Source organism: Marinifilum fragile JCM 15579 (genome assembly GCF_001310955.1).
GTDB lineage: Bacteria > Bacteroidota > Bacteroidia > Bacteroidales > Marinifilaceae > Marinifilum > Marinifilum fragile.
Window position 1 is genome coordinate 13,089 of the sequence record NZ_BAZX01000037.1, and the last position, 21,329, is coordinate 34,417.

A 21,329-nucleotide genomic window follows, 5' to 3' on the forward strand; every position below is an offset into this window, starting at 1 on the left:
AACGATATTCTATTTTCTCTCTAATTGTTTTTCGATGGCCTCTAACTCATCAGTATAGAAATATTTGTCACCTTCAAATGGTTTCAGTTTTTCAATGGTGTTCTGCTGTTCGTCGTAATCTGCCAAATACACCCTGTCCATCCATTCCATGTTCCTGGCTTCGTTGAATTTAAGTGCAAAGGCTGTTTTCCCATTCACCTCTACGGTACCCAACATTGAGGCTTTTCCGGCTGATGAGGTCATCGAGATATATCTGGAAGGTCGGCCAACTGATGGAAGACTTCTGTATATTTGGCTAAATACCTTATTGATATCGGCCAATGGTGCAGTGAAGTAGTGGTGTTCTCCCGTTGGTCGCGCATAGTACATGGAATGGAAACCAATGCCCAGCATCATGAGTACATGTCCAAGGTCTATCCAGTTTTGAGCCGATTTATTGATATCAATTCCTCCATTTTCATCAGGGAACAAGCTGATGTGCTTCATGATTGGACTTTGACTTTTAACTGTTATTCCAGCGGCTCTTAATCGTCGAACAGCCGCAATAGTGGTCAGATTCATCAATTCTTTCGGACCAGAGAAATGTCCCATCCAAATTACTTGAATGCCATGGTTGATCAATTCTTTGTAGAGTGCCAGTATATCATCAAAGATCGGCTGGATTATTATTTGAGGATCGTAGGTTAAGCTCCTGGAAGCCATGCGTATGTTTCTGATGTGTGACAATTCGGGATCGGTGATCAATGGCAATAGATATTCCTTTAACCGGGAATAAGGCATTAAGCCTCCATCACCGCCAGTAAGCAAAATATCGGTTACTTCCTTGTGCTTCCGTAGATAATGATGAACCTGATCAATATCCTCCTGTATGAACATGTCTTCATCGCCTCTTACCTGGGCATGGCGGAAACAGTAATTGCAGAAAGCAAAACAGCTTTGTGTGCTTTTATCAAAAACAAGAAAACATTGCGGATACTTGTGTTGGCTTCCATCCAGAATTTCAAAATCGCCATTCTCATTTTCGAAACAGGCCTTGTTCAACAATTGTTTGCCATCGTGAGGATTGGTATCGTGTATATAATCCTTACAAATTTGTTGCTTTTCCTCTTCCGATTTGGCATTCCTGTATCTTTCCAGTAGTTCAGCTTTCATCATTCCAGGCTGAGGAAATACCAATTGAAATACCAAATCATTTTCGTAGTTCTTCCAGTTTATGGTGTTGAGAACATGCTTGGTTGCCATAAATCGATACACATTAATGAAAAGCTCTCGCTCTTCGATATAGCCAATATCAATACCATTAGCATTTAGTATAGATATGATTTCTCTGAAACCATCAATGCCTGTATAGCGATTTTTGTTAGAGGTAAACATCGGTGCACTTTCCTCTTTTAAAATAGAGTATTGCGGAAAGCAGTGATGCAATTTGTTGATGAGGCTTGCAGGCAATAGCTTTTCTTTCTCGATGATTTGGGCTGCATTTTCATCAATTCCATGATGAGCAAATTGTTTGGTAAGGTCAATTTTTTCTGAATGTAACATGTAAAACTATTTTAGGATTAATAGTCTGATTTAACTGTAAGAGTATGAACTCTGATACATATTGCTACCCATCTTTTATTGACTTTATCGTTATTTGCAATACAAAACAATTTAAATTACAAAGTTTACTGATTTACATAGCAACATAATGGGTTACATGTAATCAAGTTACAACAAAAACTGATATTATTAAATGCATTTTTTGGCAAATAAAAAACCTTCTCTGAAAAATAGAGAAGGTTCATATTTTATGGATGGCCATGTTTTACATGAAAGCGCCAATCCCACCTGCAATTGACATGATCAGAAATGCCAAAACATAGAAGGATAGAATTATAATGCTTAAAATGCCAATAAACTTGTAGTGCTTTTTTAAAAACTTAAATGCCAGGCTTAATTGTTCACTGTCTTCACTGTAAATGGCAGTTTTTGAGTGTTTCGAGAATTTGTATAGGTAAAAAATCGGGAAGAAGTACAATGCACCTAATAGTAAATAGAACACTCCAATTATTATTCCACTTCCCATAAAAGGTAAGTTATCTCCGGCCATAGCACCAAACATGGTTGCCATAAAAATTGCGGCAATTATAAGTATTCCCAGAAAAACAAATCCAAGTATGGAAAAAAACATGGTCCATTTGCGGGTTTCGTTGAGGTAAATTACCGATTGTGCCGTTAGCTCGATTGGCTTGGCTTCTCTTCCTTCGTTATTTTGCATGTTTAAAGGGTTTTGTTAATTTTTTTTATCAGCTTAAAATAATTATTTCTTTTTTATTTTCGATGATAATTGGGGGATGTTTCAGTAAAATTGCTATCATTTTAAAATGCTTTGGATAAAATGACTAAGTAGTGTAAATAAATGCTTACCTTGCAGAACCTTTCTGTCTTGAGCGAAGTAGGCCAAACTATTATCTGAATCGATTCATTAAGGTTTTATTAATCATTAATGTATCACTAAAAATTTTATGGGAAGATCGCAAGAGACGTATAACAAAAAAGAGAAAGAGAAAAGAAAACTGCAGAAAAGAAAAGAGAAAGAAGCTCGAAAAGAGGCTCGTAAAGAAGCAGGTGGAAAAAGTAGCTTGGATGACATGATCGCTTATGTAGATGAGTTTGGAAACATCACATCAACACCACCAGATCCTGCCAAGAAAAAGGAAGAGATTAATGCGGAAGACATTGTACTAGGAGCCAGAAATAGTGGTGACTTTGAAGAAGAGGAAGGAAAAAAACAAGGTGTTGTGAGTTTCTTCAACGAATCAAAAGGTTTCGGTTTTATTAAAGATTCAAATACGGGTGAGAGTATTTTTGTACACGTAAATGGATTGGTAGATACCATTAAGGAGAACGATAAGGTAGAGTTTGATACCGAGCGTGGACCTAAAGGAATGAATGCCGTTAATGTTACTCTAAAAAAGTAACTTTCAAATTATATTTCATATCAGTACACACTAGTACCTGATATAAGATTTAGACAATAAAAAAAGCACCTCTAGGGGTGCTTTTTCAATTTCTTATAAAGGTGTAGCGATTATTCAATCACTCTTACATTTACTGCGTTTAAACCTTTTCTTCCATTTTCAACATCGTATTCAACTTTGTCGTTTTCTCTGATTTCATCAACAAGACCTGATACGTGTACGAAAACATCATCACTTTGATCAGCTGGTTTGATAAAACCGAAACCTTTTGATTCGTTAAAGAATTTTACTGTTCCTTCCATTGTAATTAAATTAAAATAATAATTTGAAATAAGTCTTTCTTAATAACTCCCGTATGATCCTGTTAATTTAAATTCCGGGAATGGAATGAATAGTAACAAATAATATTGAAATTAAAAGAGTCGATCATCAACCGACCTATGACTTAATATCCTGCCAAAGGTAGGTAAAAAAATGATACTTGAAAGAAAAAAAAAATAATTTGACGAATTTATAAAGATTAGATAATGAGTAGGTTGAAAAACTAAGTGGCTGTAGTTGCCCATTCTTTGCCTAAAATGGCATAAATTACATCATCCACCCACTGTCCATTTATTAAAATACTTTCCTTAAAATGAGCTTCTTTCCTAAAACCAAGTTTTTCTATTAATAGGATTGAGGGAGTGTTTAGTGGATCAACCGATGCGATTATTCTGTGTTTTTTAAGATTACAAAATAAATGGTTTATTATCGCATTAGCAGCTTCTTTTGCATAACCTTTGCGATGATGTTTTTTGTTAATGGTACATCCAATTTCTACCTGATGCTCGTCGCCATCCAGAAAGTGAACCCCAAAATCACCAATCATTTCATTCGAATCTTGCAGTATTATTGCAAATTGGTACCATGTTCCGGGTTCGTTAAATTCTTTGGCAATCCTGTTTTTTATAAAGTGCTGGCAATCTTCCAATGCGTACGGAATCCATCCTTGGTATTTGTTGGTTTCCACATCCGATCGGTAGGAGTAGAAAGCTTTGTCATGCTTCATCTCCAATTTTTCAAGCACCAGGCGTTTTGTTTCAAGTTTCATTTCTGATAACTGTTTACTGATCATCGTTCACTCTTATTTGTCTAACTCTCCAAATACTCTTTTTAGAATATTGCTGACACGCTTTAAAGGATCTTTTCGGATTTGCTTTTCTTCTTCTGCAACTTTTAAAAACAATGCATCCAAAGCTTTTTGAGTAACATAGTCGTCCAGTTTTGTATTTACAGGTTCAAGATTGGCCAGTTTTCCGGCAAAACTGCCTGCTACCTTATTGTAATTGTTGGTAAGCAAGTCCCATGATTCGTTGGTGGAGATGTTCGCAAGCAGTTTTTTATCAAGCGATGCTTTTACCTTAGGCATAAATAAATCCTTTAGCTTGTCGGATGTTTTGCCTTTTAGATATTGGGTTGCGGCATCATTATTTCCTTTCAGGATGCCAAAAGCATCTGCAATGGTCATTTCTGTAATTGCCGAGGCAAAAATAGGAACAGCTTCTGTTACCGCATCTTCAGCAGCTCGGTTCAATCTGATTTCTACCTTTTCGATTAAATCCTTTCCGCCAGGTATCATGCTGATATTCTTGGATATTTTTTGAGCTTCGGGAGGAAGAAGAATTTTTACCAATTCATCTTTGTAAAAGCCATCTTCTACCGATAGAATATTGGCTGCATTAACACTTCCTACTTTCAGGGCTTCTTTCAACCCAGCGGAAACTTCACTATCGGTTAGAGGTTTGTATTGTTCCAAATTGTATTGATCCATTACGGCTTGCATTTCAGCACATGACCAAAACATTGTAGAGATTATTATTAGATAAAGATATTTTTTCATTCTGGCATTAAATTTTGGTATGTAGTAATAATTGAAGTTCGAAGGTATCAAAAATTGAAACAATAAAAAATCCCTTGAGTTAGCAAGGGATTTAAATCTACAGGGGATAGATTTATGAACAGGGGATTATTTAGTTAGTGCTTCCATAAAATCTTCTACATCACCAGGAGTACTCATTATTTTCATAAAAGTACCCATGGTAAGTTCTGGCCAGTACAAAGCAAAACGGTATTTTCCATGTAGCATGGTAACTTCTTTGTCCTGAAGGATGATTTCATATGGCATAGCAGCAATGTGGTCTTCACCAATAATCGGTAGGAAATGTTTTTCACCATTTTCCTGATCAAGCAATCCTACACCGAATACAGCAATTTTTTCATTTTTAAATACTTGTTCGTAAATCAACTTGGTATTTTCTTTTCCAGCATTTAGGTTGTTGCGTATTTTCTCAACTCCGGCTTCAAAACTTTCAAATTCGTTAAGTTCTACCGGATCTTTAAAATAAGGCATCATTATTTTATAGTGATACTTCTTTAACGAAGCAGCTTTAATTTTTCCACCAAAAGCTGTGAATTCACTTCCGAAATTTCCAAGAGCACTTTTTACATCTGCAGTAATTTTAGTATAGGTATTCTTGTCAGTTTCGTAATTGCTTAAGTAAGCACAAAACATATATTCAGGATTCAGCATGCTTATTGTAGTTTGTTGTCCTTTTTTTACCAAGCCAACTTTTAATACGCTTGCCAATGCACCTCTGTCTGTTGATTGTAAGCATAGATTCTGTAAATCATTTCTTGTAAAGCAAATAACATGCAAGTTGTTGTTTAATTCGGGTGCATATTCACCAACAATTTTAAAATCATTAGCCTGAAGTTGGGTTTTGATTTCTTCAGATAATGCAGATATCGATTCATCGGATGTTCCAATCTTAAAGAATGGAGAAAGTTCAAATTCTTGAGCAATACTAGCCTGATTAATAACAAATAAAGCTAGTAATAATAGTAAGTTCCTCATTTGATTAGTTTTTTGTAATTATAAAGATGTTTAGAGATCACAATATATAAATATGAAAACATATAGAAGGTATTATGTCGTATTTTTACTATGATTAGCGATTGTATTGAATTTAATTTGTGACAGATGAGCCTTAAATATTAGGATACAGAGCTATTTGAATTAAAATTAAATTGTGTTGTGAATACTTTGTGGCTTCATCTATTTTTCGGAAATTTAATCTTCCAAACCAAAAGAAATAGGTAAATGAAGTGGTTGCTACTAATAACTAGCCGAATTAAGGAGGATAAGAAGAGATTTTTGAACAGTCAGGAGTCTCTTCATGAGCTATGGAATTGGATTTCTCATTTGGCAGGAGTTTTCTTTGTAATTCCTGCTGGAACCTGGTTGATGTATCAGGCATGGGAAACTCAAAACTGGAAAGGACTATTGGCTGTTTTTATTTTTCTTCTAGGGTTTCTGTTGCTTTATTTTTCTTCTGCATTGTATCATTATATGGTGGATCATCCCCAAAGGAGCATGTTTAGAAAAATGGATCACATTAGCATATTCGTGATGATTGCCGGAACATATACACCCTTTCTGGTAATTTACCTGGATGATATGGTAGGGAAAATTTACTTGGTAATTTTATGGGTTTTGGTAGGGTTTGGCATCGTGTACAAACTGTTTTTATTGGGGAGATATAAATGGATTTCTCTGCTGATGTATTTGTTTATGGGCTATATCCTTGTTTTTAACTTTGATGCATTTAGTGCGGTTCTGCCTACCTTAAGCTTGCAGTGGATTATCATTGGCGGTGTGTTTTACACCCTTGGCGTGATATTTTACGTTTGGAAAAAATTGCCTTTTAATCATTTCATTTGGCACTTGTTTGTGTTTGGGGGAAGTTTATCGCATTTTGTTGCGGTTTATTATGCAATTCAGTAGGACTTTGGGAGTTGATTTAATGGCAAAATTAAAAAGACCTTCCCGTAGGAAAGTCTTTTCAATTGTTAGTTTTTGGGCAGTTAGCAGATTCTACAATTTTTAACATACCAAGATACAGGGTGTTCTCTCTTTTCAACCAATTCCTGAATAATTTTACGATTATCCCATACGGCACAGCACGAAGTGGTTTGATTTAAAGCTTTGATCAGTCTCGACCAATTATCCATGATTTCCATAGTCAATAGGCTTTCATACTCTTTGAAAACACTAATGGCAGATGATCCACAGAAATGTAATCTTTCTTCAATAGATTTTAATTTGTCATTTTTTGTGAAGATGTGATCACCAACTTTAAAATAATCCTCTTCGTTCAGTTGTAAAGTTACTTTAAGATCAATTGTAGTCATAGTTCGCTAATTTAGGTTAGAATTTGCTTCTTTTTTTCTGTATTTAAAATAGGGTTAGTGTTCTTATTTTGCTGATATAATGATCTTTTCTAAAATTAAGCAATTTTGCAATACTGAAAAAATAAAAATTATTAAAGAACAATTTCATTATTTGAAAGCATAAAAAAAGCCCCCCGAAGAGCCTTGATCATATGTAGTTGTGATTTTGTACTACTCTTCAATCTTTTCCAACTGTACAGTAAAATGTCTCATAATTGGAGCTTCATCAACAATTTTGAAACCATGTTTGATTTCGTGTCTGCGATCGTAAACATTTTTAAGAGCTGCTGCAATAACATCCATATGGTTGTTGGTGTAGGTTCTTCTTGGTATAGCTAAACGCAACAATTCCAAATTTGGATAACGGTTTTCTCTGGTTTCAGGATCTCTATCAGCTAAGATGGTTCCAATTTCAACACCGCGAATACCAGCTTCTAAATACAATTCACAACCTAAAGTTTGTGCTTGGAATTCTTCTTTCGGAATGTGAGATAAAATTTTCTTAGCATCTACGAAAATAGCGTGACCACCTATTGGTTTCTGGAATGGAATTCCATACTCTTCCAATTTGCCACCAAGGTATTCTACCTGCTTGATACGAGTTTCCAAATAGTCAAACTCGGTACCTTCATCTAAACCTTGAGCCAATGCATTCATGTCACGACCTGACATACCTCCATAAGTAACATATCCTTCGAACATGATATTATAAGTAGATGCTTTTTTCCAAAGTTCTTCACTCTTCATACCAATGAAACCACCCATGTTCACAATTGCATCTTTTTTAGAACTCATAGTTGCCATATCAGCATAAGAATACATTTCCAGTACAATTTCTTTGATTGTTTTGTCAGCATAACCTTCTTCACGAGTTTTGATGAAGTAAGCATTCTCAGCAAAACGAGCAGAGTCGAAACATACAGGAACTTCATATTTATCTGCTAATTCTTTAACAGCCTTAATATTTGCCATAGAAACAGGCTGACCTCCAGATGTGTTACATGTAACCGTAACAATGATCATAGGAATTTGCTCTTTTGGATAAGTTGAAAGAACAGACTCTAATTTTACAAGGTCAAGATTTCCTTTAAATGGGTGATCAATTTCAGTATCGAAAGCTTCGTCAATAGTACAATCGATAGCTTTTGCTTTTCTAAACTCGATATGACCTTTGGTAGTGTCAAAATGAGAGTTTCCTGGTACAACATCGCCATCTTTTACCAAAACAGAGAACAACACATTCTCAGCAGCACGTCCTTGGTGAGTAGGCAAGAAGTGATCAAAACCCAAGATGTTTTTTAATGCTTCTTTCATGTTGTAGTATGAACGAGCACCTGCATAACTTTCGTCACCCAACATCATTGCCGACCATTGTTTGTCACTCATTGCTCCTGTACCTGAGTCGGTCAATAAGTCAATAAAAACGTGGTCGCTTTTAAGGTTAAATAAGTTGTAGTTGGCATCTTTTAACCATTGTTCTCTTTCTTCACGAGTACTTCTTCTGATGGTTTCAACCATCTTAATTTTGTATGATTCTGCAAATGGAATATCCATGATATTTTTTATTTAATTGCTTAATATTTTGTTCGTTACTGGTATTGGCTTTTGTACGATTTATGATGCTCGAAAATACTTGAAGGTACCACAAATCAATCAATTACATTATTTTGATATTGAGTTAGCCAAATAATGTAATACAGATATGTAATAAGAACTGACCTGATGTAGTAATCTGATCAAAGAATCGTTATTAAATATTGTATTGAAAAAATGGGACAAGGAATGCCCTAAGACGAATTAGAAGTGAAACTCGTCTCTGTTTTTGATGTTAAGGTAGACTTTGTGTGTCAGTTTAGGAAGTTGAAATTTAATTTCCATGCTTTCTGAATTTTCTACTGTTGGCAAAAATAAAACTTTTTGACTTGAAACAAAAATTAAGGGCTAAAAATATGCAAACGATTGAATTGTGAAACCTTCAAACAAATCCCATTTTGGTCTGTTTTTTGATTAGATTGCCCGCACAAATGCTTTTAAGAACAAAATAAATTTGACATTTTTGCACAAACCAAATATCATAGGATTGTATTTGGTTAGTGTATGTTCCAAAAGCCCGTATTATTAATCCGAACAGAGCTACGCCCAATGATTCGATTTTTTCTTGTATTGCTGATTGTTATTCAGCCATTTGTTTTGTTGTCTCAAAATAAGACACAGTTGCAGAAAGACTCTTTGCTTCTGGATACCATTCGATTAGAAGAGTCGGCTTATAAGATAAGACACAATGCAGCCGATTCGATGAAGCACTTTATGCACGATACGGTTTTGCATCCCATAAAAGATCCTTTGAATCACATTGAAAATGTTGGATTCAGGTTTATTGTACGTGAACTTGCAGCTGACTATGCGCCAAATCAGTATCAAACCGATTCTGTTCGAGATGCGGTAAATACACTTCTTCAGTATGTGGGGAATGATAGCATTCGTAATATGGTTTTTTACCTAAAAGATTATATCGAAAAGAGAAAAACAGAGGAAGCTTTAAAGGAAGTTAAAAAGCAAATTGAGCTTGAGAAAGTCTTAAGTTACCAGCCAGATTTGCCGGTGATTAAGGAAGAGGTTAGGTCTGAAACCTGGAAGACTGAAGCTTTGAATGAACTTTATAATTACGTGGAGCATGATCCGGTGCATCAATGGATTAGAGAAATTAGTCGAGATTCTGTGTTTCTGGGGGTTCGTAACTTTATGAATGATTCTATAAAGTTTTGGATTAACAATGGAAAACAAGATTATAAGAGATTTTGGCTGAAAAAGAACAAACGGGATTCTATTGGTATCTGGATACAGAATACCTCAGATCGATCGGTGAGAATCTTGGTTGATGATGATGTTTACCAGCAATCGGTGCAACGTTCAAAAGTACGAGGGACAAGAGTATTGTTAGAGAAAAAGGAACGTGCTGATCAATATGCATTGGCTAAGCTGGGTAAATACAAACGCTATTCTCAAATTTGGAAAGCAGGAGCGACAATTGGGATGGCTTTTAATCAAGGTCATGTAAGTGATAGTTGGTCTAGAGGTGGAGAGAGTTCGATGGCGACTAGTTCTACACTTGAGGCATTTGCAAATTTCAAAAAAGGGAATCATACCTGGGACAACAGTCTGAAAGTAAAATATGGATTGTTAAAATCAGGTGAAGATGGATTTAGAAAGAACGAAGATAGAGTTGAGTTAAATACCAAGTACGGACAAAAAGCGGTGAAGAATTGGTACTATTCTGCTCAGTTCAATTTAAAAACGCAAATGGTAAAAGGCTACTCTTATCCAAATGATAGCCCACGTGTGTTGAAATCAAACTTTTTTGCTCCAGCTTACATTATTGCTTCTGTCGGTATGGATTACAAACCCAATAAGAATTTTTCAGTTCTGCTTTCGCCACTTTCAGCCAAATACACAATCGTTAAGGATACCGCAAATATCGATCAAACAGCTTTTGGTGTTGACAAAGACAAGAAAGTTAAAAAAGAGGTGGGTTCGTATGTGAACCTTTCTCATAAATTGAAATTTTGGGAAGATTTAGAATTGATCAATAAGCTTACGCTTTATTCAAATTATAGCGAAAAGCCTAAGAATGTAGATGTAGATTGGGAAGTGAGTCTAACCATGCCAATAAATCAGTATCTGCTATCGAAATTCTCAACCCATTTAATTTCTGACGATGATACAGGATCTAAAGTGCAGTTTAAAGAGAACTTCTCAATTGGGATTAGTTACCGATTTTAAATCAATTTAAAAATGGTAGAAATACCCATTTTTGTATTAAGGAGAGGTAATTTGTTGTGTTTTTAAACCTATGATAATTGTTTAAAATACACTATTTTGTGGTTGAAATTAAAACATTAATCTATGAGTTTAAATTATGCGGTTCCGGGTGTTGGAACGATTACTATCGATACCTTGGTGGTAGATTCGAATGGAACATTAACCGTTAAAGGAGAAATGGTTCCAGGTGTGGTGGAAAGAATTCATCGTTTACAAATGTTGGGAGTTAACGTGGTTATGATTTCATCAGACCAACGTGGAAATGCAAAAGATTTGGCACTATCGAGTGGGATATCTTATTATGAAGCGAGTAACTCCAGAGAAAAAGAAGATGTTTTACTTTCGCTGGGAAGTAAAAATGTTGCAGCTATTGGCAATGCTCGTATAGATATAGGCTTGTTTGTGCAATCAATAATTTCAGTAGCTACGCTTCAGGCAGAAGGAATTCATAAAGATATTATTGACCATGTTGATGTAATTTTGCCATCAATCAATGATGCACTTGACTTTTTTCTTGATAGCGATACCTTTATTGCTACAATGAAAAGATAACTGTAACCGAAGCATACTTATAAAACAGAATAAAATTAAAATCTCCTTCAAGGAGATTTTTTTGCAAATTAGCTTAGAACAGACTATTTTTCCCTTATTGATTTACTACCTATGAATTGGATTTTACTTATTGTTTCGGCTATTGCTGTTGGATTTGGTGTGTATTGGTATTTTATACATGTACCAAATTACTATGCATATGTATCTTCCGAAGGAGAAAGTTTGAAAAAATTTCTGAATCCTGATATTCTGCTAAAGCTTACAAAAGAAAAGCAAGATGATATTTGGATTTTAGATGTAAGGGAAGAGGAATACTTCCTAATGGGACACATTCCTGATGCCAAGAGTTTTCCACATTATGATGTGGAAAAATGGTACCACCAAATACCTAAAGATAAGGCATTGATATTGTATTGTGATTTAACTATTAAAACACAAAATGTAATTATTTTTTTGGAAGAGAAAGGTTATACTAAAATGCTAAACTGGGGTAAATACAAACGCTGGAATCATAGAGAAACTGTAGAAGAAAGCATTTCCATTTAAAGCAATTCATTGTATAACTTTAAGTTTCATCATCAAATACGCAAAATACTACCTCTTTTAAATGCTTGCATTTTTCCAATTGTTTTCGAACAGTTTTAATGGCAATCTCGGCAGCTTCCTCCTTAGGATAACGATAAACACCTGTGCTGATATTTGGGAAAGCAATGCTTTGTAATTTGTACTTCTCTGCAAGTTTTATGCTCTCTTTATAGCAGCTTTTCAGCAATTGATCTTCGTTATATTTGCCACCACTCCAAACAGGACCAACGGTATGTATAACCTTTTTGCAGGGTAGTTTATAAGCATTTGTAATTTTAGCTTCACCAGTTGAACATCCATTAAGTGTGCGACATTCTTCCAATAATTCTGGACCAGCTGCTCTGTGTATTGCTCCATCAACTCCACCGCCACCAAGCAAAGTCCTGTTGGCTGCATTTACAATGGCATCGGTTTTCAATTTGGTAATATCTCCCTTAAAAATTTCAATTTTCATGACTGCTAGTTTAATTTTACTTTTCTATCCTTCGGAATTATCCTAAATTGTATGGTGATCTTTCACCTCAGAGCCAAATGATTATTTCATTTCACTCTTTACACAGATATTTAATTTATACTAAATATCAATCTTGTGTTTTTTAAAATTAATAATTCAAATTCATTATAAAAAACAATTCCGAAATCGATTGCAATTCACTGACAGTGAAATTGTTTGTTTCGGTTTGGAAAAATATTTTTATTTTAGCCGCGCTAGCCAAGCAAATTGATTGAAATATTAAATTGACAATTATGAAAAGAGTATTAGTTGCGACCGGAGGTGGTGATTGCCCTGGTTTGAATGCTGTAATTCGCGCCGTTGTGAAACGTGCAGCTCAAGAAAAAGATTGGGAAGTTGTGGGAAGTATTCAGTCGTTCGACGGAATTTTAAAGGAACCGACTGAAATTAAGATATTAGATGATGCTGCGGTTAAAGGTATTCACTATCAAGGTGGTACAATTATCGGAACAACTACAAAAGGTGGTCCTTTTGCTTGGCCAGTAAAAAACAAAGATGGTTCTTGGGGATCTGCTGACCGTTCTGATGAAATGATTCGCAAATTACAATACTTGGGAATCGATGCTGTAATTAGCATTGGAGGTGATGGTTCTCAGAAAATTTCACAAGCTCTTTACGAAAAAGGATTAAACATTATTGGTGTACCTAAAACTATCGATAATGACCTTTCGGCTACCGATTTTACTTTCGGTTACCAAACTGCTGTTCAAATTTGTACCGAAGCTGTTGATAAGTTGAAAACAACTGCTGCTTCTCACAATCGTGTTTTCATTTTGGAAGCTATGGGACGTGATGCAGGTTGGATTGCATTGAGTGCTGCTATTGCAGGTGGAGCTGAAGCATGTTTGATTCCTGAAATTCCTTACGATATTAAGAAAGTAAAAGAGAAATTAGATACTCGTTTCTTGAAAGGTAAAGGATTCGGTATTATCGTAGTTGCTGAAGGTGCTATGCCTAAAGGTGGATCGGCTTTAGCTGAGGTAAGTACTGAAGTTGGAAACCCTAACTTGAAGTTAAGTGGTGCTGCTGATCGTTTGGCTGCTGAATTGAAAGAAGCAGGTGTAGAAGCAGATATCCGTACTACGGTTTTGGGTCACCTACAAAGAGGTGGTATTCCAGTAGCTTACGACCGTGTATTGGCAACTCAGTTTGGTGTTAAGGCATTCGAAATGGTATTGGAAGGTAAGTTTGGTCATATGGTTGCTTACCGTCATCCAGAGGTTGTTGCTGTTCCTCTTCCAGAGGCTATTGGTCAGCAAAACCTGGTTGATCCAAAATCAAACCTTGTTGCTACTGCAAAAGGTGTTGGTATTGCATTTGGAGACTAATTTAAGTCAAAAGATATTACAAGCCGGAGTTCGCAAGGATTCCGGCTTTTTTGTTTTTAGATGCTGATTTTTATGAAAGATATGATTACTGCAGATTTAAAGTAATGGAATATTGGCTTTTTACTAATGATGCAATATGATTGTTAGTATGTTTGTCTTTCTAATTTTTTTCTTTAAAATGTTGCAGGGGTCGGCATCTGCAACGCAAGCGGGGCCCCATAGGTGAAGAAAACGAAAAAATAGAAATGCTGTTGAGTGAGGAACGAACGAAACTATCTATTTCTATTCGCTTTTGAACCGTTATGGGTCGTAGAGTTGCTTCGCCGTAGATTTTTGTTACTTTTCATCAATGGAAAAGTAAGAGGAAATAATTATTTTCAAATAGCCTAAATACATAGCTTATAACTTTTAAAGCTTTATTCATGAAACCTTTTCCTCCATTCAGGTTTGGGAACCATGCATTGATTCTTTTTGCCAAACCAGGAGTACCTGTTTCTGGCAATCAGATTGTAAAACCAATCGGTAATGGCATTAGGTAGGTATTTGAAGTAGTAAAGTGTTTTCCATGGATAAATCAAATGCTTGCTAATTTGAAAAGCTGCAGAGCTTTTGGTGAAAGCCTTGTTGTCTTCGATGAAAACAACGGTATTCATATCATCGAAAGATAGTTTGTGTTGAGCAAGCAATTGTTTGGCAAAATCGGATTGAAGTGGAGAGAAATGAATGTTTTCTGCCCGATTGTAAGCAAGTACAAAACGAACTGTGGTATTGCAAAAATTACAAACCCCATCGAATAGTACGATAGGGTTTGAATTACTAATATTTTTTGAATGACTGTGCATTTTGTTTTTATCTCATACTTTACCCTAGTAGATAAAGTTAAAAATAAATCCAACGCAAAGAATACCTGCAGCTACAATTCCCACAAATGCAAGAATCAAAGGCATTTTAAGCACTTTTTTCAGGATAATTACCTCAGGCAATGATAAGCCAATTACCGACATCATAAATGCCAGTGCCGTTCCCAGTGATGCACCTTTCTCGATTAAAACACTGACAATGGGAATAATACCTGCAGCATTTGAGTACATTGGAATACCAATAACAATTGACAAAGGAACCGAATACCAAGCCGATTTACCCATTAGACTGGCCATGAAATCTTCTGGTACATATCCATGAGCGCCAGCTCCAATGGCTACTCCAATTACAATGTACAACCAAATTTTGCCAACAATTTCTTTTACAGAATCGATACCCGATTTAATTCTATCCGAGAATGGAATTTTGGTTGCATCTTGATCAGTTTGACCGGTTTTAACTTCGAAAACCCAATCTTGCACGTATTTCTCCAATTTTAAAACTCCAATTAACCAACCAGAAAATATTGCAATTAATAATCCGGTAAGGGTATAAATGATTGCAGTTTGCCAACCAAACAATCCCACCAGCATGATTAGGGCAATTTCGTTTACCATTGGTGCTGCAATCAGGAAACTGAAAGTTACTCCCAGTGGTACACCAGCTTCAACAAACCCTAAGAACAAAGGAATGGCGGAACATGAACAGAATGGCGTAACAACTCCTAGCAAGGCCGCCATTACGTTTCCTAAAAAAGTTGACTTGCCAGCCAAAGCTTTTCTGGTTTTCTCAGGTGAGAAATAGCTACGAACGATTCCAACTCCAAAAATGATTAGCACAAGCAGTAGCAGAACTTTAGGAACTTCGAAAATAAAGAAACGAATGGTTTCGGTAAGGTGAGTTCCTGCTTTCATTCCAAAAACAGTATCGATAAAAAAATCGGAAATGTTTTGAAGGTTTACATAGAGAATGTACCAAATTGGCAATGATAGCAAAACCAATAAGAGCTGTTTTCTATTGGTGATTTGAATAGATTTGATCATGATATTCTAAAAACTGATATCGATTATTGGATGAAAAAAATGTATGTAAAATACAGTCCTGCCGCAATAAAAATTACGGCTGCTACTTTTCTGAACCAGTACTCGAAACTTTTAATTTTGTTGTAAAAATTACCAACACCCGATAGGGTAAATGCCAACAAATAGGCTATAATAATAACAGGTAAACCGGTAGCAATGGCGAAAACAATTGGCAAAAATAAACCATCAGCCTGCGAAACTGTAAGTGGAATTAACATCCCGAAATACAACACGCCACTGTAAGGGCAAAAAGCCAGAGCGAAAATCATTCCCATTAACAAGGCCCCCCAATATTTCCCTCTCATTTTCTCCCCATTCAACTTATCGGTAAGCGAACTAACACCTGGAAAATTAATGGAAATAATATCGAGCATAAAGACTCCGATAATGATTAGCAATGGTCCCAATAGTCTTTCGCCATAGCTGTTAAAAAAGCTCGAAATATCGAATTTACTTGCACCGAAAAACAGAATTACTCCTAAGGCAGTGTAGCTTATTGCTCTTCCAAGTGTGTAAACCAATCCGTTTAAAAAGATTCTCTTTTTATCGCTAAGGTTTTTGCTGATATAGGCTGTAGCAGTGATGTTTGTTGCCAAAGGGCAAGGGCTAATCGCTGTCATGATTCCCAGTAAAAATGCCGATAATATTGGAAAGCTACTTTGCGATAATAATTGATCTAAATATTCCATTATAATCTTATTGTAGCTCGGCTTTGATTACAGTTTCCAGTTTTTCGATGTATGCAGGAGTATCGTTAATGGCATTACGGAACGCAAATGTGGTTAAATCCTGAATTTCTCCTGTTTTGGCACTTTTAATGTATAAACCAGAACTACTTGCCTGGAAAGTTTTAGCCAAGTCTTTGTTTTCTTCCTGGTCGAAATTGATATCAAAGAAATTTGCATTTAAGCTTGCTGCCACTTCCTTGGCTTTTGCACCTACGACCTTACAAGTTTTACATTTTCTGTCGCCATGAAAATAATATACCCCGGCTTCAGCTTTGTTTTCTGCCACTTTGTGCTCTGCTGATTTATCACATTTTGTACAGTCACCTTTGCATGCTGTTTCTTGCTCAGCTTTTGCAGTTTCTTTTTTCGTGTTCGATTGGCAAGCGCCAAAACTTAAACCTAAAGCCAGTATGCCTAATGTTATTGTTTTCTTCATTTTGTTTGTGTTTTAGTGTTCATGTATTGGGTTAAAAGCTGTCGACAAAATGCCAACAGCTATAGAGTTTTTTAGGCTTTTTGGATTAATTCCTTGATTTCTGATACCGAAGGAACTTTACCGCTAACAACAACTTTTTCGTTGATCACCAAAGCAGGGGTTGACATTACACCATACGATAGGATTTTAACCATATCGTCGATTTTCTCAACTTTAGCATCGATAGCTAATTCTTCAACAGCTTTGTTTGCAGCTTCTGCCAATGTTCCACATTTCTTACAACCTGGTCCTAATACTTTAATATCCATGATAGTGTTTTTTATGATTTGAAAAATTCATTAAACAATTTTCGGGCAAGTGCCCAATTCTCTTTATTTAAGCAGTATTTAATTTTAGGAGGATTGATCTCTCCCTGAATTAAGCCTGAGTTTTTTAATTCTTTTAAATGTTGCGACAGGGTTGATCGGGCAATGGGAACCTCTTCGGCCAAGTCGCCGCTGTAACAGCAGCTTTGCTTTGAAAGCAGATCGCATATGTATACCCTAACCGGGTGCGACAATGCTTTGGCAAACCTTGCCATTTGCTGTTCCTCTTGTGTATACAATTTTGTTTCTTCCATGTATTCTATCTTAGATGTTTCGCATTTCGTAAAAATACGAAACGAAGTTGTGGACTTTTTTTTTATTTCTCCAAATAAATGTTCAGTTTTTAGTTGGTGATGAAAAATACCCAGTGATGTTTAGACGTTTTTTGGATACTTGACTGGTTCACATCTTTGCCTGATTGATAGGTCTCTCTTTTTTCAAGTATATTTATTAGTGGAGTGCAATAAATTGAACGTATAATGGATTATTGTTTTGTATTTTCATTAAATTGGTTCTCGCTAAACCTATTTATCTGAGTAAAATAAATCAAAACAATAAACTCAATTTGTATGGATGATATCATTACTACCCTTTTTAACGGACTTACCTATGGTGGAGATGTTAAGCTTTCTGTTCTCAATTATGCCTTGCTGGCTGTAGCCATGATGCCTTTTTTTCTTTCAGCTATGAAGTCAATTTCGAAAGGCTGGGCAATTGTTTTTACCATTGCATTTCTAATTCAATCATTGTTCTGGTTTGTATTAAAGGCTCAAGGAATTTCTATTGTTTGGAATGCCCTTGCGGGGGTGTTGGTGCTTGTGTTATTCAGACATAGATTGTCTATGTTGATGAAAACAAAATGGATGATCCTGGCTTCAATAACAGTAGTGATGCTGGCAGATGTTTATTTTGGATTGATCTTTCCGCTTATTACCTCAATAGCCCATGTGGCAGCCTTTCTTTTGGGGGTAATATTGTACTTGCTTGTAGGAATTAAAAAGAATAGAAAATTGTTGTTGAGTTCTTGATGTGACTTGTCATAAAAACTATTTTCAAAGAGAATATTTCCTGTGTTCCAAGCGCTTTGGGTATTTTGTTATTATCAGATAAGCCCATAGAAATAAAAATGGTCCGATGCGCATGTGTTGTCCCTGATAATTTGAATTTATGTCCTGAATTATGGATGAATACTCAATGTAAATTGCGCATGTTGTAAGCAACATGAACCCACAAAGTAAAGGAAATAGCAGCCTGTCTCCTTTGGTAAATTTAAGCAATAGTATACCTGTTAAAAAGTAAAAGATGTAGCCTACAAATGTTGTTGTAAGGTGAGTTTCGTTTGAGCTGCCTGCATAATCAAAGAAGGGAAGAGGTATTGCTTTTAACCAGAAATCTACAAATTCAAAATCGGGTGTTGCGTTAAATGTAATTCTTAGCATGCTGCTAAAAACTAATCCTAATATTGATAGGCTTACAAAGAATTTTTGTTGTGTGTTCAATGTTTTAAGATTTTAGAATCGTAAAAAACACCCACACAATCTTTCGATAGTGCAGGTGTTCCAACTAAAATATACGAGAAAAATTGTTTGTAGTTTATTCTTCTAGTTTGATGCCAAACGAGCTAATAGATATTCTGGAGGTTTTGCCTCCGGATATCTGGAATGACATGCTTTCACCATAGTAGCTGTCTTTTGTTAAGAATTCGATATAGTATGTTCCGTGATTTAAATCTGTAATAGAAATTTCGTGATTTAAATATATATCTCCTTCACGCAAAGGTTTAGGGTAAAACTCGGTAGAATTTGATCTTTCGGTTAATGCAGCCGCTTCGGTGTAGATTTCATAAGTCCCTCCAGAGTAATATTCTCCTTGCTGTTTAATAATTAAATTACCGGTAAGATCCATATCGTCATCGCTACAAGAGCTTAGCGTTATTGATGCGAATAGCATCATTAATAATATTGTTTTAAACGTTTTCATTGGTAGTTGTTAGATTATTAATCCACTATTATTTAATTTATTCTTCGGTTTGTTCTTCTGGGTTTTCGATTTCCTCGATCTTTTTGCGAGTAGCAGGATCAACAATCATTCTGGCTGATTTGTAAGATAGGTAGAATTCCTTGTCATCCATAAAAAGTTCCATCATCGGGTCGATTTGATTACTGATTAAGCTCTGAATCTGATCGATATTATCTTCGATTAATTCGTTGGTAGTTTTGCGCTCGTTAATCAGTTGGCGAGGTTCGGTTAACACCTTTTCGTAGTCGGTAATCTTAGTGCTCAGTTCAGTAATCATCTCTTCATTTAAGCCATAATCGGCAAGTTCGGTTTTAAGAGGTGTAATTCTTTCGAGCAAGTTTTTGCAAAACTTAAAAGTTCCTTTTCTCTCAACTTCGTAAGGAAGGAATTGTTAATGCTATCTACAAAATTGCTCAGGTTTTCTTCTTTACTGATAAAAGAATAGACCTTAAGGATATTGCTTGCTTTTAAAGCTACAGAGCTTAAAGCAGAACGAACCAAGTTTTTGTTACCCGAAGTTTTACTTGGAATGTTTTCAGCTTTGTCGATTAGTTCGTTGGTTTCACCAATTAGGCTAGTAAGGCTAGTGAACATTTTTCCCATTGCCGGGATGTGAGCAAACTTTGCTTGATTGTTGCTTAAATTGATTTGCACTTGCTGGAAAGCATTGCTTCTTGCTGCAATTGATTTGTCCATTTTTTTTGAGTTAAAATAGTTTTGTTATGATTGGTTAGTTAAGTGGGTGATTCGAAATTAAAAATAATTTTTTAATTAACCGTAAAAATTATTGAAAAATAATCATAAGAGTATTGTGTTCACAATTGTTATTGTTGGTTGAGAATTGTTCATGTTCAGAAAGCTAGTAATTTGTATGTGTTTACGTGGTGTGTAAATCTAATTTTCTGTTTGTATAATAATAGTAAGTGGTCAAAATACAAGGGGTGGATTCCTGTTTTCTGATTAGAATGTTTTGTGAATGAAAGTGTGTTTATTGGAATGTAAATCCTATCGATTAAAACTATATGTTTACAGATTGAATCGTAAGGTGTATTTCTCGAAACAGAGAAGCCACTTCTCTTAGTTGAGAGACCATTTCTCGATGCTTAAGCCCTAATGATTGAGATGGAAAATCCATTTCTCGAAGTTGAAAGTCTAAAGATTTACACTGGAATGACATTTCTTGAAGCTGAGGTTATATTTCTTGAAGGTGGAAGTCTATAGATTAAAACTCGAAGTCAATTTCTTGAGGCCGAAAGTCAACCGCATGAGCCGTGAACTCTATTTCTTAGAGTTGGGAGTCTATTTCTTGGCGCGGGAAGCCAACTTCTCGAAGCTGAGAGGCTGTTTCTTGTAAATGCCTGCCTATTTCTTTAAGCTTACTCTTTATTGCTTGCATATTTCAGACAACATTATCCTTTGTTTCGTTAATCTATAATGCAGTGTAAAATATTTATTGCTTTGCTTTGTTGAGGGATTATTGTTTTGTATTTTCAGTGGCGAAAAACAAAGTAGTGCATTTTATACCTCTGATATGGTGTTGTAAAGTGTATTGATGTACTTTATTTAAAAGTTGGCAACAAGTTAAACAACTACAATAATGATAGAATCTTTCTTTTGCAATTTTGATTGGAATTCGTTTTGGATTAATGTGATTGTGAGTACAATGTTTTTAATACTAAGCATTATAATCTCAATAAAATTGATTCCTCTCTTTACATTAAAACTCCTACAGAAGAAAAGAAAATCATTTATCACTAGTAAAATTTCTATTCTGCTATTAGAGTTATGCGAATTCTTTGAGAAAAATA

26 protein-coding genes are annotated in these 21,329 nt (G+C 35.5%); 7 read left to right on the forward strand and 19 right to left on the reverse strand.

Annotated features, from left to right (window positions below):
• Positions 1–9 precede the first annotated feature (9 nt).
• The gene (locus JCM15579_RS17945) at positions 10–1,542 is read right to left on the reverse strand and encodes a hypothetical protein (RefSeq protein ID WP_218186227.1); all 1,533 of its coding nucleotides are present in this window, start codon (positions 1,540–1,542) and stop codon (positions 10–12) included.
• Between the two features lie 265 nt (positions 1,543–1,807).
• The gene (locus tag JCM15579_RS17950; protein WP_054722353.1) at positions 1,808–2,260 is read right to left on the reverse strand and encodes a DUF5362 family protein; all 453 of its coding nucleotides are present in this window, start codon (positions 2,258–2,260) and stop codon (positions 1,808–1,810) included.
• Positions 2,261–2,507: 247 nt separating this feature from the next.
• Here JCM15579_RS17950 and JCM15579_RS17955 point away from each other — a divergent pair, with 247 nt between their 5' ends.
• On the forward strand, positions 2,508–2,963 hold the full coding sequence (locus JCM15579_RS17955; RefSeq protein ID WP_054722355.1) for a cold-shock protein: 456 nt from the start codon (positions 2,508–2,510) through the stop codon (positions 2,961–2,963).
• Between the two features lie 110 nt (positions 2,964–3,073).
• On the opposite strand, the gene JCM15579_RS17960 is transcribed toward JCM15579_RS17955, so the two are convergent.
• From JCM15579_RS17960 to JCM15579_RS17975, 4 genes are all read right to left on the reverse strand, one after another.
• A complete protein-coding gene (locus JCM15579_RS17960) occupies positions 3,074–3,265 on the reverse strand; it encodes a cold-shock protein (protein WP_054722357.1) in 192 nt (63 codons plus the stop codon).
• Between the two features lie 242 nt (positions 3,266–3,507).
• Entirely contained in the window at positions 3,508–4,053 is a 546-nt protein-coding gene (locus tag JCM15579_RS17965; protein WP_054722358.1) for a GNAT family N-acetyltransferase, read from the reverse strand.
• Positions 4,054–4,086: 33 nt separating this feature from the next.
• Positions 4,087–4,842: a DUF4197 domain-containing protein gene (locus JCM15579_RS17970; RefSeq protein WP_054722360.1), complete on the reverse strand. Its 756-nt coding sequence runs from the start codon at positions 4,840–4,842 to the stop codon at positions 4,087–4,089.
• Between the two features lie 126 nt (positions 4,843–4,968).
• Complete coding sequence (locus JCM15579_RS17975; RefSeq protein WP_054722362.1) at positions 4,969–5,856, reverse strand: hypothetical protein; 888 nt, start codon at positions 5,854–5,856, stop codon at positions 4,969–4,971.
• A 246-nt stretch (positions 5,857–6,102) separates the two neighbouring features.
• Between JCM15579_RS17975 and trhA the strand changes: the two genes are divergently transcribed.
• Entirely contained in the window at positions 6,103–6,786 is a 684-nt protein-coding gene (gene trhA, locus JCM15579_RS17980) for a PAQR family membrane homeostasis protein TrhA (RefSeq protein WP_054722364.1), read from the forward strand.
• An 80-nt stretch (positions 6,787–6,866) separates the two neighbouring features.
• On the opposite strand, the gene JCM15579_RS17985 is transcribed toward trhA, so the two are convergent.
• Together JCM15579_RS17985 and tnaA are read right to left on the reverse strand one after the other, a co-directional pair.
• The gene (locus tag JCM15579_RS17985) at positions 6,867–7,193 is read right to left on the reverse strand and encodes a hypothetical protein (protein ID WP_054722366.1); all 327 of its coding nucleotides are present in this window, start codon (positions 7,191–7,193) and stop codon (positions 6,867–6,869) included.
• A 210-nt stretch (positions 7,194–7,403) separates the two neighbouring features.
• A complete protein-coding gene (gene tnaA / locus JCM15579_RS17990; protein WP_054722367.1) occupies positions 7,404–8,786 on the reverse strand; it encodes a tryptophanase TnaA in 1,383 nt (460 codons plus the stop codon).
• Between the two features lie 588 nt (positions 8,787–9,374).
• On the opposite strand from tnaA, the gene JCM15579_RS17995 reads away from it, so the two are divergent.
• The 3 genes from JCM15579_RS17995 to JCM15579_RS18005 all read left to right on the forward strand — a co-directional run bounded on the left by JCM15579_RS17995 (position 9,375) and on the right by JCM15579_RS18005 (position 12,149).
• Positions 9,375–11,012, forward strand: coding sequence for a DUF3078 domain-containing protein (locus tag JCM15579_RS17995; RefSeq protein ID WP_054722370.1), 1,638 nt, complete (start codon positions 9,375–9,377; stop codon positions 11,010–11,012).
• A 123-nt stretch (positions 11,013–11,135) separates the two neighbouring features.
• Positions 11,136–11,603, forward strand: a complete 468-nt coding sequence (locus JCM15579_RS18000; RefSeq protein WP_054722371.1) for an HAD family hydrolase — start codon at positions 11,136–11,138, stop codon at positions 11,601–11,603.
• 111 nt (positions 11,604–11,714) lie between these two features.
• Positions 11,715–12,149: a rhodanese-like domain-containing protein gene (locus JCM15579_RS18005; RefSeq protein ID WP_054722373.1), complete on the forward strand. Its 435-nt coding sequence runs from the start codon at positions 11,715–11,717 to the stop codon at positions 12,147–12,149.
• Between the two features lie 19 nt (positions 12,150–12,168).
• Here JCM15579_RS18005 and JCM15579_RS18010 read toward each other — a convergent pair whose 3' ends face one another.
• Positions 12,169–12,642 (reverse strand): O-acetyl-ADP-ribose deacetylase, encoded by a 474-nt coding sequence (locus JCM15579_RS18010; protein WP_054722375.1) that lies wholly within the window; start codon positions 12,640–12,642, stop codon positions 12,169–12,171.
• 293 nt (positions 12,643–12,935) lie between these two features.
• Between JCM15579_RS18010 and JCM15579_RS18015 the strand changes: the two genes are divergently transcribed.
• The gene (locus JCM15579_RS18015) at positions 12,936–14,030 is read left to right on the forward strand and encodes a 6-phosphofructokinase (RefSeq protein WP_054722377.1); all 1,095 of its coding nucleotides are present in this window, start codon (positions 12,936–12,938) and stop codon (positions 14,028–14,030) included.
• A gap of 416 nt (positions 14,031–14,446) precedes the next feature.
• Here JCM15579_RS18015 and JCM15579_RS18020 read toward each other — a convergent pair whose 3' ends face one another.
• The 6 genes from JCM15579_RS18020 to JCM15579_RS18045 form a co-directional block, all read right to left on the reverse strand.
• Positions 14,447–14,872: a thiol-disulfide oxidoreductase DCC family protein gene (locus tag JCM15579_RS18020; RefSeq protein ID WP_054722379.1), complete on the reverse strand. Its 426-nt coding sequence runs from the start codon at positions 14,870–14,872 to the stop codon at positions 14,447–14,449.
• A gap of 24 nt (positions 14,873–14,896) precedes the next feature.
• Complete coding sequence (locus JCM15579_RS18025; protein ID WP_054722381.1) at positions 14,897–15,934, reverse strand: permease; 1,038 nt, start codon at positions 15,932–15,934, stop codon at positions 14,897–14,899.
• Positions 15,935–15,957: 23 nt separating this feature from the next.
• Complete coding sequence (locus JCM15579_RS18030; protein WP_054722384.1) at positions 15,958–16,662, reverse strand: aromatic aminobenezylarsenical efflux permease ArsG family transporter; 705 nt, start codon at positions 16,660–16,662, stop codon at positions 15,958–15,960.
• Positions 16,663–16,669: 7 nt separating this feature from the next.
• A complete protein-coding gene (locus tag JCM15579_RS18035) occupies positions 16,670–17,137 on the reverse strand; it encodes a nitrophenyl compound nitroreductase subunit ArsF family protein (protein WP_054722386.1) in 468 nt (155 codons plus the stop codon).
• Between the two features lie 71 nt (positions 17,138–17,208).
• Entirely contained in the window at positions 17,209–17,445 is a 237-nt protein-coding gene (locus JCM15579_RS18040) for a thioredoxin family protein (RefSeq protein WP_054722387.1), read from the reverse strand.
• An 11-nt stretch (positions 17,446–17,456) separates the two neighbouring features.
• Positions 17,457–17,756 carry an ArsR/SmtB family transcription factor gene (locus tag JCM15579_RS18045; protein ID WP_054722389.1) on the reverse strand — a complete coding sequence of 100 codons (300 nt, stop codon included), beginning with the start codon at positions 17,754–17,756 and terminating at the stop codon, positions 17,457–17,459.
• 315 nt (positions 17,757–18,071) lie between these two features.
• Between JCM15579_RS18045 and JCM15579_RS18050 the strand changes: the two genes are divergently transcribed.
• Positions 18,072–18,530, forward strand: coding sequence for a hypothetical protein (locus tag JCM15579_RS18050; RefSeq protein WP_054722392.1), 459 nt, complete (start codon positions 18,072–18,074; stop codon positions 18,528–18,530).
• A gap of 565 nt (positions 18,531–19,095) precedes the next feature.
• On the opposite strand, the gene JCM15579_RS18060 is transcribed toward JCM15579_RS18050, so the two are convergent.
• The 4 genes from JCM15579_RS18060 to JCM15579_RS20990 all read right to left on the reverse strand — a co-directional run.
• Positions 19,096–19,482: a hypothetical protein gene (locus JCM15579_RS18060; protein ID WP_157471546.1), complete on the reverse strand. Its 387-nt coding sequence runs from the start codon at positions 19,480–19,482 to the stop codon at positions 19,096–19,098.
• Between the two features lie 37 nt (positions 19,483–19,519).
• Entirely contained in the window at positions 19,520–19,858 is a 339-nt protein-coding gene (locus tag JCM15579_RS18065) for a hypothetical protein (RefSeq protein ID WP_157471547.1), read from the reverse strand.
• Entirely contained in the window at positions 19,807–20,217 is a 411-nt protein-coding gene (locus JCM15579_RS18070) for a hypothetical protein (protein WP_054722400.1), read from the reverse strand. Before JCM15579_RS18070 ends, JCM15579_RS18065 begins: the two co-directional genes overlap by 52 nt.
• Positions 20,218–21,102: 885 nt before the next feature.
• A partial coding sequence (locus JCM15579_RS20990; protein ID WP_218186228.1) for a hypothetical protein occupies positions 21,103–21,329 on the reverse strand: 227 nt, incomplete at its 5' end.

Bases quoted from the DNA above. Each gene is read 5' to 3' on its own strand.
- JCM15579_RS17975 (WP_054722362.1), bottom strand. From the start codon at position 5,856: ATGAGGAACTTACTATTATTACTAGCTTTATTTGTTATTAATCAGGCT.
- JCM15579_RS18015 (WP_054722377.1), top strand. From the start codon at position 12,936: ATGAAAAGAGTATTAGTTGCGACCGGAGGTGGTGATTGCCCTGGTTTG.
- JCM15579_RS18060 (WP_157471546.1), bottom strand. From the start codon at position 19,482: ATGAAAACGTTTAAAACAATATTATTAATGATGCTATTCGCATCAATA.
- JCM15579_RS17955 (WP_054722355.1), top strand. From the start codon at position 2,508: ATGGGAAGATCGCAAGAGACGTATAACAAAAAAGAGAAAGAGAAAAGA.
- JCM15579_RS18020 (WP_054722379.1), bottom strand. From the start codon at position 14,872: ATGCACAGTCATTCAAAAAATATTAGTAATTCAAACCCTATCGTACTA.
- JCM15579_RS17960 (WP_054722357.1), bottom strand. From the start codon at position 3,265: ATGGAAGGAACAGTAAAATTCTTTAACGAATCAAAAGGTTTCGGTTTT.
- JCM15579_RS18070 (WP_054722400.1), bottom strand. From the start codon at position 20,217: ATGGACAAATCAATTGCAGCAAGAAGCAATGCTTTCCAGCAAGTGCAA.
- JCM15579_RS18050 (WP_054722392.1), top strand. From the start codon at position 18,072: ATGGATGATATCATTACTACCCTTTTTAACGGACTTACCTATGGTGGA.
- JCM15579_RS18000 (WP_054722371.1), top strand. From the start codon at position 11,136: ATGAGTTTAAATTATGCGGTTCCGGGTGTTGGAACGATTACTATCGAT.
- JCM15579_RS17950 (WP_054722353.1), bottom strand. From the start codon at position 2,260: ATGCAAAATAACGAAGGAAGAGAAGCCAAGCCAATCGAGCTAACGGCA.
- JCM15579_RS17995 (WP_054722370.1), top strand. From the start codon at position 9,375: ATGATTCGATTTTTTCTTGTATTGCTGATTGTTATTCAGCCATTTGTT.
- JCM15579_RS18040 (WP_054722387.1), bottom strand. From the start codon at position 17,445: ATGGATATTAAAGTATTAGGACCAGGTTGTAAGAAATGTGGAACATTG.
- JCM15579_RS17945 (WP_218186227.1), bottom strand. From the start codon at position 1,542: ATGTTACATTCAGAAAAAATTGACCTTACCAAACAATTTGCTCATCAT.
- JCM15579_RS18005 (WP_054722373.1), top strand. From the start codon at position 11,715: ATGAATTGGATTTTACTTATTGTTTCGGCTATTGCTGTTGGATTTGGT.
- JCM15579_RS17970 (WP_054722360.1), bottom strand. From the start codon at position 4,842: ATGAAAAAATATCTTTATCTAATAATAATCTCTACAATGTTTTGGTCA.
- tnaA (WP_054722367.1), bottom strand. From the start codon at position 8,786: ATGGATATTCCATTTGCAGAATCATACAAAATTAAGATGGTTGAAACC.
- JCM15579_RS18035 (WP_054722386.1), bottom strand. From the start codon at position 17,137: ATGAAGAAAACAATAACATTAGGCATACTGGCTTTAGGTTTAAGTTTT.
- JCM15579_RS18010 (WP_054722375.1), bottom strand. From the start codon at position 12,642: ATGAAAATTGAAATTTTTAAGGGAGATATTACCAAATTGAAAACCGAT.
- JCM15579_RS18030 (WP_054722384.1), bottom strand. From the start codon at position 16,662: ATGGAATATTTAGATCAATTATTATCGCAAAGTAGCTTTCCAATATTA.
- trhA (WP_054722364.1), top strand. From the start codon at position 6,103: ATGAAGTGGTTGCTACTAATAACTAGCCGAATTAAGGAGGATAAGAAG.
- JCM15579_RS18025 (WP_054722381.1), bottom strand. From the start codon at position 15,934: ATGATCAAATCTATTCAAATCACCAATAGAAAACAGCTCTTATTGGTT.
- JCM15579_RS18045 (WP_054722389.1), bottom strand. From the start codon at position 17,756: ATGGAAGAAACAAAATTGTATACACAAGAGGAACAGCAAATGGCAAGG.
- JCM15579_RS17965 (WP_054722358.1), bottom strand. From the start codon at position 4,053: ATGAAACTTGAAACAAAACGCCTGGTGCTTGAAAAATTGGAGATGAAG.
- JCM15579_RS17985 (WP_054722366.1), bottom strand. From the start codon at position 7,193: ATGACTACAATTGATCTTAAAGTAACTTTACAACTGAACGAAGAGGAT.